The following is a 16,322-nucleotide window of genomic DNA, read 5'->3' on the forward strand; positions in this document are numbered from 1 at the left end:
CCGCCTTGAAGCGGGCGCGCAGCAATTGCTCTTCATTGACGCGATCTTGTCCTTGAGGCGCCCAGCCTTAACCTGACCGATCTCACCTTCCTGCACATCTGCGCCGACGCGTGCGTTCGGGCAGCGGCCGATGCTCTCCTCCACTTGCTCGACACGCCGTTTCAGCTTGCCCTTCGCCGAGAGCGACCTCCGGCCCGCATGGCGCGCCGCGCCCCCCGGCTCTCGATCGGTCAATTCGAATTTCACCTGATATGCGTCATTTGCCGTATTCAGGTCTTGAACGACACGACTTGGCGCGCAGCCGCGCCAAGCGTATCGACATAGCGACGCCCGGCTGCAGGAAGCACTCGGCGCCGCTCTTGGGGAGGCAGCGCTTGGCGCTCCGGAAATTCGCGCTCAATGTCGCCGCACTCACCGCCGCCCGTGTGATTCAGGCGGTGTCAAGCTTCGTGGCTATCCCTGTTCTTGCCCGCTTATTGTCCCCGGCGGAATTTGGCCTGGTGGCGATGGCCGGCGCCTTTGTCTGGTTCACGACCGCGATTAGCGATGCAGGGCTGGGTCAGACTTTGGTGCGCATTGATCGAGGCGAGCACGCAACCTGGTCCAGCGCATTCTGGTTTCTGTCAGCGGTCGGCGCGGCGCTTTCGGTTTTTCTTGTCGCCATCGCCTGGCCCTCAGCGTGGCTGCTGCAGGAGCCCCGGCTTATCGCCATTATATTGGTGTTGGCGCCCATCCCCTTGATGCAGGCGGCGCTGGCGACCCCGAGCGCTGAGCTGCAGCAGCGCGAGCAATTCCGTACGCTCGCGGCCACGGAACTCACAGCGTCGATATGCGGCACCGCGAGCGCTTTGGCGTTTGCCTTCGCCGGCGCCGGCGCATGGGCGCTTGTCGCCCAGCAATTGACCTATTGGCTCCTGAAAGCCGTGATCACGATTTGCACAACGCAGTTTCGTCCCGCGCTTCGATTGAATTTCGCCCTTCTCGGTCCCCACATCCGCTTCAGTCGAGACACGGCCGCGCTCAGCCTTGTCACCTTTTTCTCCCGGCAGCTCGACCCCTTGATCATTGGCCGTCTGATCGGCGCTGGCGCTGTCGGAACGTATTCGCTGGCGAGCCGCATTGCCTTTCTGCCGATGCAGTTTTTGACGTTTCCTTTGCAGAATGCGCTCTTCACCCGCATGGTGATGATACGTGAGGATCGCGCCGCAACGCGCGATCTCATCCTGGTCGCCACATGGATCGTCGCAGCGCTCGTATTCCCTGCGCTGGCTGTGGCGGCGACGACAAGCGCTGCATTGTTTGAAGTGTTTCTCTCGAGCAAATGGTTGCCGGCCGCACCAATATTCACAGCGCTTGCGCCGGTGGTTTGCCTTCAATCCATCCTGGCCATCAGCGGATCGATGTTGCTGGCCATCGGCGCTACCGGGCGGCGCCTGCGGCTGGCGACTGAGTTCGCGATCGTGTGGGTCGTGCTTCTTCCGCTGGCCGCTTTGCATAGCGCGCTGGCCGTGGCCATCACCTACACTGTCTCCTATTTTTTGTTCGCCGTGCGCCGCTTCCCGCTTTACCTGGATGTCGTGGGCGCATCGGCAAAGGATTACTTTCTCAACATCGCTCAGCCACTGCTTTGGGCTATGTGCGCGGCGGCGGCGACAGCGGCGCTCCACGCAATATGGGCGGCGTCCGCTCTGGAGTACACGCTCGCCGCCGCCATTGTGCTTGCCGGCGCTTATGCGGGCCTGGCGTTTGCCGAGCGGGGCAGGCTCTCACAGCGCCTTGCGCTCTTGCGGGCCATACTAGCCGGGCGCGGCGAGGCGACAACACCAGCGGGCTGAGGTCACAAACCCATGCCGCACAATGGGCACAGCATCGTCCTCATATTCGTCACCCAAGGATGGACAACGCATGGCAGGCTTGGTGTTGGCGAAGCCGGTGGCGGCGCCGGCATAAGCCAGCGCGCTTCGTAAAGATCGCGGCGCCCCCAGATCAGAGCCGAGACCGAGGCGTGCGCGTACAATTTGTCGGCGACGTTCGACATGGACTAATCCACGCGGATCGGGCCGGCGCTCTCTCTGAACCGAGCGCCCGGCGCCGGCGCTCCTGTCCGCCGGAAGTAAAAGCCCGCGCTGTGCGAAGCGCCCAATTCAGGATGGGTTGGAATGGTGTGCGCGAGTTGGGGAATGTCCCACTCGTGCACGATCTCGTATCCCAGGCTCAGCACGTCGGCGAGAAAGGCTTGGCGATTGCGAATTTGATACGGCACCCGTGCGGGGCCAATGCGTTGCATGGTGAACACCGGTCGGGCGTCTCGTAAAGCGACCTTGTTGACCAGCAGATGGCTCGGCAATTTCGGCAATTGACGAAGCAATTTGGAAAACGCGTCGGGATAATATTGAAGCAAGCCAGACGCTAAAAGCAGATCGGCAGGCGGCGTAGCGCTGGCCTCAGTTTCAAACTGAAGCGAATTCAGTCCATCGCGTCTGGCCAACAACCGTCCTTGTTCGACCGCAGAAGGGATCTCAAGCACGATCCATTCAAAATTGGGCGGGATGTCGAGGACGTGCCGGAAAGCTCGATATTTCGTGCCCACATGACCGCCAGCGTCGATCAGGCGATCGACCCGGGGCAGCAGGCGGTCGAGCCAGAAAAGAATTGCATAGTCCCAAGACAGAATGACGCTCATGAGCTCGACGTGCTCGGCCGTCATCAATTCAGGATGATCATAGCCCGCCAGGCGCCCCTTGCGCTGGCTGGCCATCGCCGCTTCATAGGTTGGATAAGCGCCCTTGAGATAAGGCTCGGTGGGCAGCCAATTGTAGATGCGCCCGGCAATCACCCTCCCCGCCAACGCAACCTGGCGCGCCACGCGCTTCAGTCCCGTACCATTGCCCGACATCTGAGCCCCCAGCGGGCGCCGTGTGCGAGTTGACGGCGCCCACGACCTCCTACGCAGCAGCAGCCCAAATCCCTCAAAACCAGAAAAGAGCTCACGCGCGCGTCAGGCGAGTCGCTCCACAAGGCTGGCCCCAGGTGTGGGCGCGCGCCGACACGCCATGGGCGATGGCGACATCGACGCTCGCGCGTTCGGCCATTGTCCGAGGGCGTATTGGCGGCCGCGGTTGTGACGGCCCTTTCGCACCGCGAGGATTTTGCCCTGCTTCAGTTGGCAAGCTCTGGGCTTTTCGCTTGAAGAAGTCTCCGCCCGGCTCGCACCCTGGAGCAACAAGCAGCGCGCGGCGCGCGCGTGAGTTCTGTCAACTAAGGATGATGAGGGGCAGCCTCGCCGTCGCGCATTTCGGCGCAATGACGCATCATCTCCTCATGGCTCATGCCGCCATGCCGCGCCGGGTCATGGTCTCGATGATGGGCCGCATCGCCATGATGCTCCTGCATCGCTTGGCAATGACGCATCATCTCGTCGTGGTTCATCATCCCATGGCCCATGCCGTGCGCGCAGCCGCCCAAAACCGCCAACGACGCTAACGCCGCCATCCAACCCGATTGCATGATCTCACTCCTCGTCAACCGAGCGCCGGATATCGTGCGAACACCGACCTGTCGCCGTCGCCCGAAAACGCGATGACCTCGAACGCCTGGCGGCCCATGCCTGATCGCTCCATGCCCGGCGAGCCGATCGGCATGCCAGGAACGGCGATGCCGCGCACACCCGATGGCCGCATCTCAATGAGGCGTACTATGTCGTCCAAGGGAACGTGGCCCTCGACAACGAAGCCCGCCACGGTAGCGGTGTGACAAGACGCCAGATCGGCTGGGACGCCGTGGGCCTCTTTCACAGCGTCCATGTCCGCGTCGTTCGTCACGCCGATGATAAAGCGGCCGCTGCTGCGCATGCGTTCGACCCAGGCGAGGCAGCAGCCGCATCCGGCGTCGCGGCGCACATGCATGTCGTGTCGACCCTGTTGCGCCATCGCAACGGACGTCAACAGCGCCGCCCCCGCACCAGCCGTAAGCGACAGCACTCCGCGTCGACTCAACTGACCCATTCCAGGCTCCAGCTCTCGCACCTGCTATACGCACCCCAACCGCAATTCCCTCTTCCCACAACGGCGCGCTTGAGGGAAAGGAAGCAGCCCCGCGTAAGCTGTGGAGCAGAGAGAGCCAATGCGAACCAACCTTGACGATTTGCTCGCCGCTTGGCGTGAGCGCCGCGCCCAAGTCGAGCTCAACCAAATCGAGCCGAGGGTGTGGGCCGCAATCGGGTCCGGGCGCGCGCCGGACGTCGCCGGACTCCTGAGCGTTCGGGCGGCGTTCGTCGCCTTAATAATGGTTGCTGGCGCCGCCGCCGGCGCTGCCGCAGGCGCTCAGCCGGTGGAAGCCTCCCCGTTCTCATTGCACCCGCCTTACGCGCCCTCGACCCTGCTTGAGGGTAAGCCGTGAAGCTCTCGTGGCCAGGATTGATCGTTACCGCACTCGTCGCCTTCGCTGCGGGGCTTGGCGGGGTATGGCTCGGCATGCACGCGTTTCAACGCAACACACCCAGTCTTCATGACCTCGTCCACGAGCGTTTGGACCTGACAGCCGAGCAAGCCCGTCGTATCGAAGGTATCGAAGCCGAGTTCGCAACGCGGCGCCAGGCCCTTGAGCTCGAAATGCGCGCAGCCAACGCCGACCTCGCGGAAGCTATTCGAACAGAACACGGCTATGGAGCAGGCGTCATCGCCGCGACCGAACGCTTCCATCGCGCCATGAGAGAACTTCAGTCTGAAACCATCCGCCACATCTTTTCTATGCGTGAAGTGCTCACGCCGGATCAGCAGAGGGTCTTTGACTCCACCGTCATCGAATCTTTGATCGCCGAAGAGCGATGAGCGAGCCGGACGAGCGCAGCGACGCCGCGCTCGCCGCTGCCGCGCTGGCGGGCGAGGAGAGCGCATTCACCCAGCTTATGCGCCGTCACAAGGAGGGTCTCTACCGTCTCGTGCGCGCCTATACGGGCGATCCTGCGGAAGCGCTCGATCTGGTGCAAGAAAGCTTCGTTGCAGCATGGCGGGCGCTGTCGCGATTTGATGGGCGACGACCATTTGGAATCTGGCTAAAGCGCATCGCCATAAACAAGTGCCGCGACTGGCGAAGACGCCGGGCTGTGCGTCGCTTCTTCTACCGGGCCGAGAACATATATCGGCCCGGCTTTGAGATCGAACAACCCGCCGCCGCAGACGATGATCGCGAGCAATTACTTGCGCGGCTGGACCACGCCATTGCGGCGCTGCCCGATGCACTTAAGGCGCCCCTGCTGCTTTCGCTCACTGGCGATGCCTCCCACCGCGAGATAGGCGACGCGCTGGGGCTCACGCCCAAGGCGGTGGAGCTGCGAATACATCGCGCAAGACGCGTGCTCGCCAAGACAATCGTCGCGCCTGACTGAAGCGAACCTTCATCGCCCTGAGGTTACGAGTGTTCAATCCCAGAAGCGGACTCTAGCGCATCGGCTCCTGATAACGGACTCCCGATTTCCGGTCGGCGCTGACAGCGGAAAAAATCAGTGATTCCCAAGCGTCTTCCATCCTTTGGAACGTTCCAGAGCGTAGTCTTGCCAAGAAAGACGGGGGCGCCGCGCCCGTTCGCGCTCCAGGAAATTTACTAGGTGAAGGAAGAACTCCGTAAATAGCGTGGCGGGTTCATCACCGACCGCTTTTCCTTGTTCACGTACGAAGTTCACCAATCCTCTATCGAGCACCAATAGCCGGTCAATAGTGGAAGTGGGAACCTGAAGCTCGCGCCCAACCTCGGTCATGCGCTCAAACTCTCGCGTCAGCCAATCTGCCTCCTTGAGATCGGTTGCGTAAGCGAACACAACATACATGCAACGGTGCCCCTCACTCCTTGCGGGAGCACCCATCGTCCTCGCATCCACAAACGAGTTGCCGAACGGCTTCAGAGCCCTCACCTTTTTTGCGGCTGAGAGACACCTACGACATTCCTCCTTCGTCAGGATCGATTTTACCTCGATTACTGCATACACAGCCTCACAAGGGTAAAGTGTATGCTTTGCCCCGGCGAGAATAGGTTGAGTGCAGGTCTTGTCGTAGACGATCAAATCGAGCTGCCCACTTCGCTGATCGCGCCTGTCGATGATCTCGCCCGTTGTTACGCCGAAGGCCGGCGGCAGCCGAGAACTTAGGAAGTGCGAGAGAGCCTCCGCGCGCTCGTCTCCCTTGATTCCGCTATGAAGGAAGCCGGTGGTTTTGTCATAGTCGAGCAACAACTGTTCGCGTGCTGTAGCCAGAACCGCTCGGAATATCTCGCTTACCATTCCTCGCCCCACAAAGCGCTCAACATATCACGATATCCCACAAGCGTCAGGCTCATCCCACAAAAAGACATCAGCGCAGAGTCGCCGAATAGCGGACATTCAGACCCGTCTGCGCCGAAAACACTGTAAGCTGCCGGCAACTGCCGCTGAGTCGGCAACGAGGCCGCCATGTTAAAAGCGCACCTAGACGCGGTGGAGCGCCACCTACTCAGCATCTCACAAATTCCCGCAAATGCAGGCCACACGCTTCACCGTGGAACACCTCGTGAAGCATTCATACGCGAGTTCCTTCAGGGACACCTCAGCGCCAGGCTAGCAGTGGGAACGGGAGAAATTATCGATGCGCAGTCTCAGCCCAGACAACAGCGCAACCAGTTCGACATTGTCATCTACAAGAATGACTACCCCCGCATCGACTTAGGCGGCGGCATTAACGCCTTCCTGGCCGAATCTGTTGTGGCGACGATCGAAGTGAAGTCCGTGCTGACTGCAGCGGAGATCGACAACGCCATCGGCGCGGCGTCCACCGCTAAACGCCTTCAGCGAAATCTGATCACAGCGTTTACTTCTGGGTACGTGCCGCCAGGTATCTTGAGTTACGTGGTCGCCTACGACGGCCCCGCGCAGGCCTCCACCGTACACGGGTGGATCAAGCAGTCCGAAACAACTCGCGGTTTGAATAATGCGCCCCTTCCACAAACTCGCGACCAGCGTGCCCAGCATCTGAGTGAGAGCCTGGAAGGTGTATTCGTTCTCGGCAAACATAGCGTTCTGTACGACAACTCACCACTTTCCTTGTTGAGCGATGCGACGCTCGCGCAAAATTCAACGCTTCAATATTCTTTGCTGGACCAGTTGGAAGGCAACCTGCTCTTGCTATTCTTGCTTTTGACGCAGGCTGGCACGAACACGACCGGTCAGTGGGCGGACCTAATCCCATACGTGGCACAGGTTCGCATGAACCCATCATTCAGCGTTTGAATCCCACAAGCGGTCATAACGCCGACTGTGCCCGTGAGCAGACGTTAGCGCCCAATCCCGCAGCGGTGAAAACTACGCGCCTGGCTCCGGTCCATATCGGTTCTCACCTTTTGTGCTCGCACCCGAGAGCAACACGACAAGGAAGACCAAGGATGCCAGATAGAGCACGTTGTTGATGAAGAGCGTGAAGAACAGAGCCAAATTAGGCGTACCTCCCTCCTCGAACTGACTGAAGAGCACCGGCATTGCGGCCGATGCAATTGCGATGAAGGGTAACGGCAGCAAGCCCCAAGCTCCGGACTTTCCGCGGTCATGAAGGCGTCGAACGACAGCCGCTGACAGAAGGACAATGATTGCAACAACACCCACGACGATCAAAGACATCATACGGCTAAAGTCCGGCATCAGCTCGTCATGGTGTCCGTGGATCGTGATTGAATAAGACCCAGGCCCTCGGCGAATGGTCGCCTGATCGGGATGTTCTTCCGCGAAGCGTTGCATCCGCTCCATGCTTGCGGACATCTCGGGGTACATGATGGCGCCCATGCCCGCGAAGGATAGGACGAGAACAAAGGCAAGGTAGGGCCAGAACTTGCCCGGCCTTGTGCGCCCTTTGAAGTTGGCCAAGTTGGCCAAGCCATGACCGACTGCCCGCACGACTCCCATCTTCCCCGCCAATTCTCGCCCGCTGCCAGTTTGGAAGAGTGACGCAGAGCCACCTGCGTCGGCCTCCACCGCTTCGAAATCGGCCTGCAATTCGGATAACCAGCGCACAGCCATGCTGAACGTACACAGCGACAGTCCGACCAACACCAGGTTCACGACCAGAACCGTTGTCATCCAACTCACGTCTTCGATATTCCCGCGTATGTTCACGAGGGACGCTATCCCCCAAATGATCCCCGCGGTTCGCAGCTTCTTTTCTGGATCGGAGGCGAGCGCGAATTGCCCGGTGTCGCGATACGACCTGAGCGTCTCGCGGATTACGTCCAATCGATTCCAGGGCACAAAGAAGTTGGCGATCGGAAAGCCAAACGCAATCACGGTTACCGGCCAATTGGCGAACTGCACGCCGCCGCGCTCCATGAGGAATCTGCGGACACGGTAGACCCGGCGCAGAAACTCAAACGCCGAGGCTAAGAACGTCACCGCCGAACCGATGGCGATCGGCCAAAGAAGTAGATCCTGCAGCCGTTTGGATTCCGCGGGGATGGCCCCGTGGCGGACGACATCAACAAGTCCCCAAGCGTAAAGCGCCAACAACGCAAACCAGAGCGCAAACGACGCAACGCCCCACTGCGCGAAAAATCGCGCTCGGTTACTGAAGGCCGATCGAAATGTTCTCTCTAGGGCCACCCGCACCCCTCTTTCGGGCATTCTAAATGCGTGAATGGGGATACTGGATTTGCAACCTGCCGCACAGATCGAACCAGGGCCCACCGAAAAAATCCCAGGAGCGGTCGTAGCGCCTGCAATTTCTCAAAGCAGACATCGCCCCCAATCGTATGCCACGTGCGCGCCTTATCGGCGAAAGAATCCGCACGGCGAAGTGAGATCGCTGACTGCACCCGCGCGTTGAATGCGCATGCGCCTCCTACTCATGGCAGGTTCTTGTTCAACTCCTCCAGCCAATTGAACAATTCCTCGATTTTGGTGGGCACGACATAGTGCGCAACACGGCAGTAATGATCGTCGAAAGGATCACGTGAAAACTGCGCTCCGATTTCCTGCTCGCTAGCATTCGCGCAGATCTCGACTTCCCAAGCCTCTTCCCTAACTGCAAATCGCATGCGACTTCGAAAATAGTCTGCGCGATCACACAGCCGCTCCATGGTCATGCCAAACAAGCGCGCTTGTTCGATATAGCGGATGACGTTTTCTTGCGAGGTAAGGACTTCCCCACGTTGCGCCGCATAACCGAGGTCGGGGTCACCAAATCGACTGAGGATGTAATAACCGAAGATACCTGAAGAATCCGCCACCACGTCCTGACGCCAAATATCAAGCTCGCGTCCATAGTTGACGTTGTCCTCACACGCGACCCGCGCTTCCTCCACGAAGTACATTAGCGTTTCCTCGACATAGAGGAGCACGCGAGCGTACTCGTCGTAATCGCCATAGAGCATCGTACACTGTTGGTCGGCGGGTGTTCCGGGCGCGGCTTGAGGCAAGATTTCGTCAAGTTCGCCTCTTTGGCGCGGCGTCCACCAATCGTAGAGGCAGCCCATGCTAGGGCTCCGATACTCGAACTCTAGAAAATCCTGGCTTCTCACCTGTAAGTAGTCGAGCGTGTTTTGGCGCCATGTTTCACGCAATTGAACGCCGATAACTAAGGCGGTCACGGATGCCACGAGTACGCCGACGGCGGAAACCGAAGCAATCACCCAATTCGACAACGTGCCCGGCCCACGCTCTCTGCACGCGGCTCGTGGGGGCGGCTGTTCCAATTTGTCATCGGCTGTGGCTCCAAGGCGCGGCGTAGGCTGTTCGTGAGTTTCCGCCGCTTGCAGCGTCGAGTCCGGCTCGGCGACTTCTGCTTGCAGTTGCGCAGGATCAGGCTGCGCTCCGGGCTCGTTGGTGGGTTCGTCCGGCATCTAAGCCTCCCGCTAGGGCAGTGCTACGTCCACAAGTCCTCCAGCACCATTACGCCACCACTTGGCGTTGCATGTCGAGTGTGTATAGTGGGAGAGGGGAGGAAATGATGGGCGCGAGCTTTCGAGGTCGCGGGGTCTGTGGGCGGTTTCGCTAATGCGAAGATCGCGTGCACTTCCCGCCGCCGGTGGCGTGTGCGTTCTGACAAACGATCTCGGCGAGTTTGCCTTGGTCGACGACGAAACACGCCTCGCCCTTGAAATCGGCTCTCTCACGCGTGAGCACCCACGATTTTTCGACCTGCAAGCACGAGGCCTTCACACGTCGACAGGCCCAATAGGTGGTCTCGCCGACGTCGTGAAACGCACTCGTAAGGCTTTCCTGCTTGAGGGGCCGGCCCTCCATATCTTCGTGATTACGCTGCGCTGCGACCATGCCTGCCAATATTGCCAGGTATCACGAGCGCCGCTCGATGCGACCGGTCGCGACATGTCGGAGGTGAACGCGATCGAGGCGCTCAATCGCGTGTTTGAATCCGACGCTCCCGCCCTCACCATTGAGTTCCAGGGCGGAGAACCCTCCCTCCGCTTCGATCTCGTCCGTCAAATTGTCGAAGCGGCCCAGGGCCATCCTGAGAGACACGAACGCGCAATTCGTTTCACGATGGCGACTACGCTTCATCGCCTCACCAATGAAGACCTACATTTCTGCAAGGATCACGGCATCCATCTTTCCACATCGATCGATGGTCCCGACGAGATTCATACAACGCAACGTGCCCTCCCGACCAAAGATTCTTGGCGGCGCACGGTCGATGCATTGGCTCGCGCACGTGAGGTCCTCGGCGAAGATGGCATTGTCGCGCTTCCCACGATCACCAAGGCGATGCTCAATGCGCCGGAAGCGCTTATCGACACCTATGTCGCGCTTGGCTTTCGCTCGATCTTCTTGCGACCACTCGCCCCCTATGGCTTTGCCCAAAAAACGCAAAGACGGTTGGGCTATTCCACCGAAGAATTCGCTCGCTTCTATGATCGCGCGTTGAGCTACATTCTGGCACTCAACGAGCGTGGCGTTGAGATTGAGGAAACCACAGCCGCGATTGCGTTGCGTCACATGCTGACGCCCTTCCATTCTGGCTACGTTGACCTACGTTCGCCCGCCGGCGCTGGGCTGGGCGTCCTCGTCTACAACTACGATGGTCGCGTCTATCCGACAGACGAAGCACGAATGGCGGCCGAAACCGGAGATGGTCGGTTTTGTCTCGGCGACGTTCGGGACTCGTTGGACACTTTGCTCTCCTCACCCGCTATGCATTGGTTGGCGCGTGGCGCCATCGCGGAAGAGCATCCTGATTGCCGACAATGCGCCTTCGTCCCCTATTGCGGCGCCGACCCTGTGTTTCATGCGATCGCCCAGGGTGAGCCTGACGCGCCACGGATTGGCACGAGCTTTTGCGAGCGCAATCTTACGCTTTTTGACACGCTCTTTTCGATGATCGCGGCACGCCAACCGGCTGAGATGCGAACGCTGCATGCCTGGGCGCTCGGTGCGTCACCAAACGCCATCAAACCGGGTTGGATTGAGCGATGAGACGCGCAGCGGCACTCTACACGCACGCGACGGTTCAAGGCGTGCGAGATGTGCGCATTCTTAAGGTGGTCGCGCCCGAAGATTGGAGTCCATTTGGCGATTGTCTCGTTCTGACGGGCGTTGGCGCTCACAAGAGGCTCGCCGGCGACGGCATCAACATCTCGGCGTTGCGCAACCCCGATGCGATTGAAATTGGCGATGTGCTCCGCGTGCGTGAAGGCTCGTCCCAGATATCAATTCTCTACCGACGTGGTTCTCAGGCCAACACGCTGTTCGTCACCGAGCGATGCAACTCGCTCTGCCTCATGTGCTCCCAACCGCCTCGCGACGAAGATGACAGCTGGCGGGTCAACGAATTGATCCAAACCATACGTCTGATTGACAAAGACGAAGCACAGATCGGGTTTACAGGTGGCGAGCCCACCCTTTTGGGCGAAGACTTCGCTTCAATCCTTATCGAGAGTCGCGCTCAACTCCCCAACACTCACCTCCACGTGCTGACCAATGGACGGCGCTTTGCCGACACTCACCTCGCGCAAACCTTCGTAGCGGCGGGAAGTCAGGCAACCGTTTGGGCCGTTCCACTCTACGCCGATGTGGCCGACATACACGATGAGATCGTCGTAGCCCCTGGCGCGTTCGAGGAAACCCTCGCTGGCCTCTACAACCTTGCAATCAACCGGGCGCGTGTCGAAATCCGCGTTGTCCTGCACGCGCTCAGCGTGCCGCGGCTCAGGCAGCTCGCCTCCTACATATACCGGCGGATGCCGTTCGTTGAGCACGTTGCATTCATGGGGCTTGAGCCTATGGGGTTTGCGCGCGCCAATCGCGAGAAGCTCTGGATTGATCCGGTCGATTACCAGGAACACCTCGCGCAATCAGTCCACCATTTGGCGTCACGCGGGATGAACGTCTCGATTTACAATTTGCCGCTTTGCGTACTGACCGAGACTCTTTGGCCGTTCGCACGTCAATCCATCTCAGACTGGAAGAATGTCGTCGACGAACCGGCTTGCCTGAGCTGCGCGGCAATAGACCAATGCTCCGGTTTCTTCCTCTCAGCAGATCAAAACTGGCGCAGCCGCGCGATACACCCGATTTCGATAAAGGAGCTCACCCATGAAATGGCGTGATCGCTTGGCCGTGCTCTTTGGCGTGACGAGCGCCGCAGCACTTCTTGGCATTCCAGAGGAAGCGTTTGCGGCCGCTGCCCCCACAGTGTCGCCATCAGGCGAATCGCAGCAATCGCTGCTCGTCTTCTCGTCTCCATCGGAGAACGCGGCGCTGTTGCAACTCGCACAACACCGAAGCCACCGCAGCCATTCGAGCCATCGTTCGCATTCGTCGCACAGATCGCATTACTCAGGGTCGGGCGGCGGCGGCTATCGGCCGCCCGTCTACACAGCACCGCCACCACCTCCGCCGCCACCGGCGTATGTTGGCGATGCTGCGCGCCGCCCGCTCGCAAGCAATCCCGCTCAAACGCGCCCGATGACACAGCCCGAAATTCGAGATTTCGTGCAACGCGTCCAAATCGCGCTCGTCATGCAAGGGTATGATCCGGGCCCGACCGACGGCCACTTGGGCCCGCGAACACAAGAAGCGTTGCGCGCGTATCAGATCGCGAACAGTCTGACCGTATCCGGTTATCTTGATGTTGAAACGGTGCGCAGGTTGGGCGTGACACCGTGAGGGACCTACTCGATCGCCGAGCATAGCGCCGGCCGCCCACTCGCTTCCCAACGATAGTGCAATGGCATTAACCCAGCAGCGGCGCGGGACGCTCGCGTAAGCTACTAAACCGGATCACCCATGCTGAAATCGTGGACGCTTCGCAATTTCAAATCGTTTGGAAAGAGCCAAACTCTTGGCCTCTCGGGGGTGAACGTATTCACCGGTGCCAATAGCAGCGGCAAGAGCACCATTGTTCAGAGCATGCTCTTGCTCAAACAAACCCTCAGGTATGGTCCCCCAAATCGAACACTCGTGCTGAACGGCCCCATAATAAAGCTTGGCACCTTCGACGATGTAAAAAATAGCTCAACTAAGGGCGGCCCCATCTCATTCAGTTGGGAATACCAAACTCAGCCCGCCAAGTGGGTTGATCAGACGACCAATGCGCCGCAGCCATCGTGGCTTCGAGACTCGCTAGTGCAGTCTGTCGAGATGATTAGCGGTCACGTCGAATGGACCATTCGAAAATCCGATCGGGCAGATACGCGCAGCGTCGAGCACCAATACCGCGAGCTCGACAGGCTTTATCCGGCACTGCGTTTGGGAAAGCTGTCTTGCGTTTCGCGAGAGGGAGACGAGACGTCCTACTATTCCGAGTACAAGCCCCGAGCAAACACCGACAAACAGACGGTTACCTTTGCAGCTGGGGGCCAAGAAGCAACGCGCTATGACGTAAAGTTCGACGCCATCTCCGTTGCGGACATTTCGGAGGACAAACCGGACGCGCAAATTCTTGGCGGCTTCCTCCGACATTTTATGCCAGTCACCGCACTCGTCCACTTTGATCAACGGGCGCTGAAGGCGGCCGAGGTATCAAGGGCAATCGTAGGCAGCACGTTGAACACCTATAAGCTGCGACGCCTAGGGATCGACTCTTTTCCGCTTCCCGAATCCGTCTGTGCTACGGTCACCGCTTGGGCTCGCGAGGTGGAGCCAAGCTTCGAACTCCCGTCGGGCCAGTCGACTGTTGTCGTACTTAGAGATGCTATTCGACACCTGGTTCGTCCGCGTCCAATGCGATCTTCAGAAATTGAACGCGAGCGCGCGCAACGGAGTGCGCAACTTGGCGCCCAGATTGAACAACTCCTGCTGGCCGAGCTACCGGAAGAGCGCACATCGGCACTTGAGAGCCCTAGGACGCTCCGCGCAGCAGAACAGACAATGCGCGGATACCTGACCTCCGGGATTCGCTATCTTGGCCCACTGCGCGACGAACCTCGTCCCGTGTATCCAGTCGAAGCACTTGAAGACACAACTGAGGTTGGCTATCGCGGGGAGCACACTGCCGCAGTTCTGGATCTCAACCGCCTTCGCTTGGTGACATTCATGTCGCCGCAAGCGATCGAGTCCAAGTCATTCAAAACGACGACAGGCACATTGCAGGACGCCATCGACGCTTGGTCCGACTACATGGGCGTCGCCGCTCGCGTCGTCACTCGTGAGCGAGGGGTGTTTGGCCATCAATTGCAGGTTCAGACCGACAGCAGCAAGAAGTTGCGTGACTTAACCAATGTCGGCGTCGGCGTGAGCCAAGTTCTTCCGATCTTGGTGATGTCGCTCCTTGCCCCCCCCGGCAGCTTGCTCATTTTCGAACAGCCAGAACTACACCTTCAGCCAAAAATTCAAGCACGTCTCGCCGACTTCTTCTTCGCCAGCGCATTGCTCGGAAAACAATGCGTCCTCGAAACCCACAGCGAATACATGATAGATCGATTTCGGCGTCGGATTGCAGAAGCCGAGGGATCTACATTATCGGATCTCGTGAGAATTTTCTTCGTTGAAAGAGCCGGGTCCGAAAGCAGATGCCGCCGTGTCGACATAAGTCCATACGGAGCGATCCTCGATTGGCCAGCAGATTTCTTTGATCAATCGCAAACCGAAGCTGAAGCGATCCTTCGTGCCGCGTCAAACAAGCGCGACGTGGAGACATAGAAGCGATGCTTGCAATTCACATTGATACTGCCATGTTCGCCATTCCAGGCGGGAGCGCTGGCCCCTCTGAACTCGAAGACATACTGCGCCGCATCCTTTGGTTGACGGAACACGCTCGGCATTGTCCAGAACGGGTGACACGCGCTTCTAACGCAAGCCAAGAGCTCTACTCCCGCCAAGAATACCCTACCCGCAGCGAACTCAAAGCATGGCTAGAGATCTGCAACCTTGAGCACAAATATGACGCCAAGACCCTAACTGCAGTTTATACTTCTTTGCTTGAGAAAACACCATCTGCACTTCGAACGCATGGAGCGGAAGTTGCTGAAACCGTCGACGTCGAAATTGCGCCCGCGCTACCCTCGCAGAAGCAGCAACTCGCACAACTCACCGCAAATGCATTCGCCACTGTAGCGCGGCTTCAGAAAATCCCAGGGCTGCTCCCGACTCTTTGCTGCGGCGTTCCCTCTGTGATTGGAGCGCGAAACTTTTCAGGAAAAGTTCGCGAACTCACGGAAGATGCTACAGGCACCCGCCCGTCGAGCGAAGACATTCACGCATCGATACTGTGCGTAGGCCCAGATTTTCACTGGCCGTCTCACCTTTCTCCGTTGCATATTTGGCAATCGGCGACCAGCCCAGCAGGGATACATCTTGCACTGAGCCTCGCTGCCCTTCAAATCCGCTCGGAGAGCGGTTTGAAGGAGCGTGCGACGAAGCACTTCATCGGCACTGGATTTATCGAATCGCTCCAGCGCAACCAAGCGCATCAAAGTGCCAAGTACTCGAGCGCTACGTTCGAAGCATGCGCAAAAATCATCGCCGGCTGCCCAAAGTACGACTTGGCAAACTTTAACGAGGTTCGCAGCAGCGACGGCGCGGAAGCCGTTCGAACTCATATAACAAAGGGAGGGATTGCACTGCGTTTGATGTGCTGGCGTAGAGCGGATGGAATCGAGTTTGCAAATGTCGGGCCGAAAGGCGAGCTAATGATTTGCCACGGGGATAGCGAAAACGCATTTCACCAATGGACCGATTTCGATAGATAGCGCGGCGCTGGCGGCGCTCGTTCAAGCACAATGCTCAGCAAGGACGACGGCAAAATTCTCGCCTCTGACTGAGGGGCGCTCCACCTGCCTCGCCTTCTTGTCGCGAGCAGGCGCGGCCACGGCGGCCACTATCCATGAAAGGGAAAAAAGCCGCGCCCTCGCCCTTT

At 59.1% G+C, this 16,322-nt stretch carries 16 protein-coding genes; 10 read left to right on the plus strand and 6 right to left on the minus strand.

All coding sequences use genetic code 11. From position 1 onward, the window contains the following. Window positions 1-374: 374 nt before the first annotated feature. Complete coding sequence (locus VF769_RS16375; RefSeq protein WP_331009504.1) at window positions 375-1,835, plus strand: oligosaccharide flippase family protein; 1,461 nt, start codon at window positions 375-377, stop codon at window positions 1,833-1,835. 206 nt (window positions 1,836-2,041) lie between these two features. On the opposite strand, the gene VF769_RS16380 is transcribed toward VF769_RS16375, so the two are convergent. The 3 genes from VF769_RS16380 to VF769_RS16390 all read right to left on the minus strand — a co-directional run bounded on the left by VF769_RS16380 (window position 2,042) and on the right by VF769_RS16390 (window position 4,004). Continuing rightward, window positions 2,042-2,896, minus strand: coding sequence for a methyltransferase, TIGR04325 family (locus VF769_RS16380; RefSeq protein WP_331009505.1), 855 nt, complete (start codon window positions 2,894-2,896; stop codon window positions 2,042-2,044). Between the two features lie 362 nt (window positions 2,897-3,258). Further along, the gene (locus VF769_RS16385) at window positions 3,259-3,507 is read right to left on the minus strand and encodes a hypothetical protein (RefSeq protein ID WP_331009506.1); all 249 of its coding nucleotides are present in this window, start codon (window positions 3,505-3,507) and stop codon (window positions 3,259-3,261) included. A 14-nt stretch (window positions 3,508-3,521) separates the two neighbouring features. Beyond that, window positions 3,522-4,004: a DUF411 domain-containing protein gene (locus tag VF769_RS16390; protein ID WP_331009507.1), complete on the minus strand. Its 483-nt coding sequence runs from the start codon at window positions 4,002-4,004 to the stop codon at window positions 3,522-3,524. A gap of 118 nt (window positions 4,005-4,122) precedes the next feature. Here VF769_RS16390 and VF769_RS16395 point away from each other — a divergent pair, with 118 nt between their 5' ends. Genes VF769_RS16395 through VF769_RS16405 form a run of 3 tightly spaced genes read left to right on the plus strand, consistent with a single transcriptional unit; the run spans window position 4,123 to window position 5,386 of the window. Beyond that, complete coding sequence (locus VF769_RS16395) at window positions 4,123-4,398, plus strand: hypothetical protein (RefSeq protein ID WP_331009508.1); 276 nt, start codon at window positions 4,123-4,125, stop codon at window positions 4,396-4,398. Beyond that, window positions 4,395-4,829 carry a periplasmic heavy metal sensor gene (locus VF769_RS16400; protein WP_331009509.1) on the plus strand — a complete coding sequence of 145 codons (435 nt, stop codon included), beginning with the start codon at window positions 4,395-4,397 and terminating at the stop codon, window positions 4,827-4,829. Before VF769_RS16395 ends, VF769_RS16400 begins: the two co-directional genes overlap by 4 nt. After that, on the plus strand, window positions 4,826-5,386 hold the full coding sequence (locus VF769_RS16405; RefSeq protein ID WP_331009510.1) for an RNA polymerase sigma factor: 561 nt from the start codon (window positions 4,826-4,828) through the stop codon (window positions 5,384-5,386). The genes VF769_RS16400 and VF769_RS16405 overlap by 4 nt, the downstream gene beginning before the upstream one ends. Window positions 5,387-5,500: 114 nt before the next feature. Here the strand turns inward: VF769_RS16405 and VF769_RS16410 are convergent, their stop codons facing one another. Next, window positions 5,501-6,274 carry a DUF6602 domain-containing protein gene (locus VF769_RS16410; protein ID WP_331009511.1) on the minus strand — a complete coding sequence of 258 codons (774 nt, stop codon included), beginning with the start codon at window positions 6,272-6,274 and terminating at the stop codon, window positions 5,501-5,503. 168 nt (window positions 6,275-6,442) lie between these two features. Here VF769_RS16410 and VF769_RS16415 point away from each other — a divergent pair, with 168 nt between their 5' ends. Beyond that, the gene (locus VF769_RS16415; protein WP_331009512.1) at window positions 6,443-7,255 is read left to right on the plus strand and encodes a DUF6602 domain-containing protein; all 813 of its coding nucleotides are present in this window, start codon (window positions 6,443-6,445) and stop codon (window positions 7,253-7,255) included. 72 nt (window positions 7,256-7,327) lie between these two features. On the opposite strand, the gene VF769_RS16420 is transcribed toward VF769_RS16415, so the two are convergent. Together VF769_RS16420 and VF769_RS16425 are read right to left on the minus strand one after the other, a co-directional pair. Further along, entirely contained in the window at window positions 7,328-8,515 is a 1,188-nt protein-coding gene (locus tag VF769_RS16420) for a DUF805 domain-containing protein (RefSeq protein ID WP_331009513.1), read from the minus strand. Window positions 8,516-8,853: 338 nt separating this feature from the next. Next, window positions 8,854-9,849, minus strand: coding sequence for a hypothetical protein (locus VF769_RS16425; RefSeq protein ID WP_331009514.1), 996 nt, complete (start codon window positions 9,847-9,849; stop codon window positions 8,854-8,856). Between the two features lie 154 nt (window positions 9,850-10,003). Here VF769_RS16425 and hxsB point away from each other — a divergent pair, with 154 nt between their 5' ends. The 5 genes from hxsB to VF769_RS16450 all read left to right on the plus strand — a co-directional run bounded on the left by hxsB (window position 10,004) and on the right by VF769_RS16450 (window position 16,155). Beyond that, window positions 10,004-11,440 (plus strand): His-Xaa-Ser system radical SAM maturase HxsB, encoded by a 1,437-nt coding sequence (gene hxsB, locus VF769_RS16430; RefSeq protein ID WP_331009515.1) that lies wholly within the window; start codon window positions 10,004-10,006, stop codon window positions 11,438-11,440. Between the two features lie 65 nt (window positions 11,441-11,505). Continuing rightward, the gene (gene hxsC, locus VF769_RS16435; RefSeq protein WP_331009516.1) at window positions 11,506-12,573 is read left to right on the plus strand and encodes a His-Xaa-Ser system radical SAM maturase HxsC; all 1,068 of its coding nucleotides are present in this window, start codon (window positions 11,506-11,508) and stop codon (window positions 12,571-12,573) included. Next, a complete protein-coding gene (locus VF769_RS16440) occupies window positions 12,560-13,132 on the plus strand; it encodes a peptidoglycan-binding domain-containing protein (RefSeq protein WP_331009517.1) in 573 nt (190 codons plus the stop codon). The genes hxsC and VF769_RS16440 overlap by 14 nt, the downstream gene beginning before the upstream one ends. A gap of 120 nt (window positions 13,133-13,252) precedes the next feature. Next, window positions 13,253-15,106 (plus strand): AAA family ATPase, encoded by a 1,854-nt coding sequence (locus VF769_RS16445; RefSeq protein WP_331009518.1) that lies wholly within the window; start codon window positions 13,253-13,255, stop codon window positions 15,104-15,106. 32 nt (window positions 15,107-15,138) lie between these two features. After that, window positions 15,139-16,155 (plus strand): hypothetical protein, encoded by a 1,017-nt coding sequence (locus VF769_RS16450; RefSeq protein ID WP_331009519.1) that lies wholly within the window; start codon window positions 15,139-15,141, stop codon window positions 16,153-16,155. Window positions 16,156-16,322 lie beyond the last annotated feature (167 nt).

The sequence above is a fragment of the Vitreimonas sp. genome, assembly GCF_036392335.1.
Taxonomy (GTDB): Bacteria; Pseudomonadota; Alphaproteobacteria; order Caulobacterales; family Aquidulcibacteraceae; genus Vitreimonas.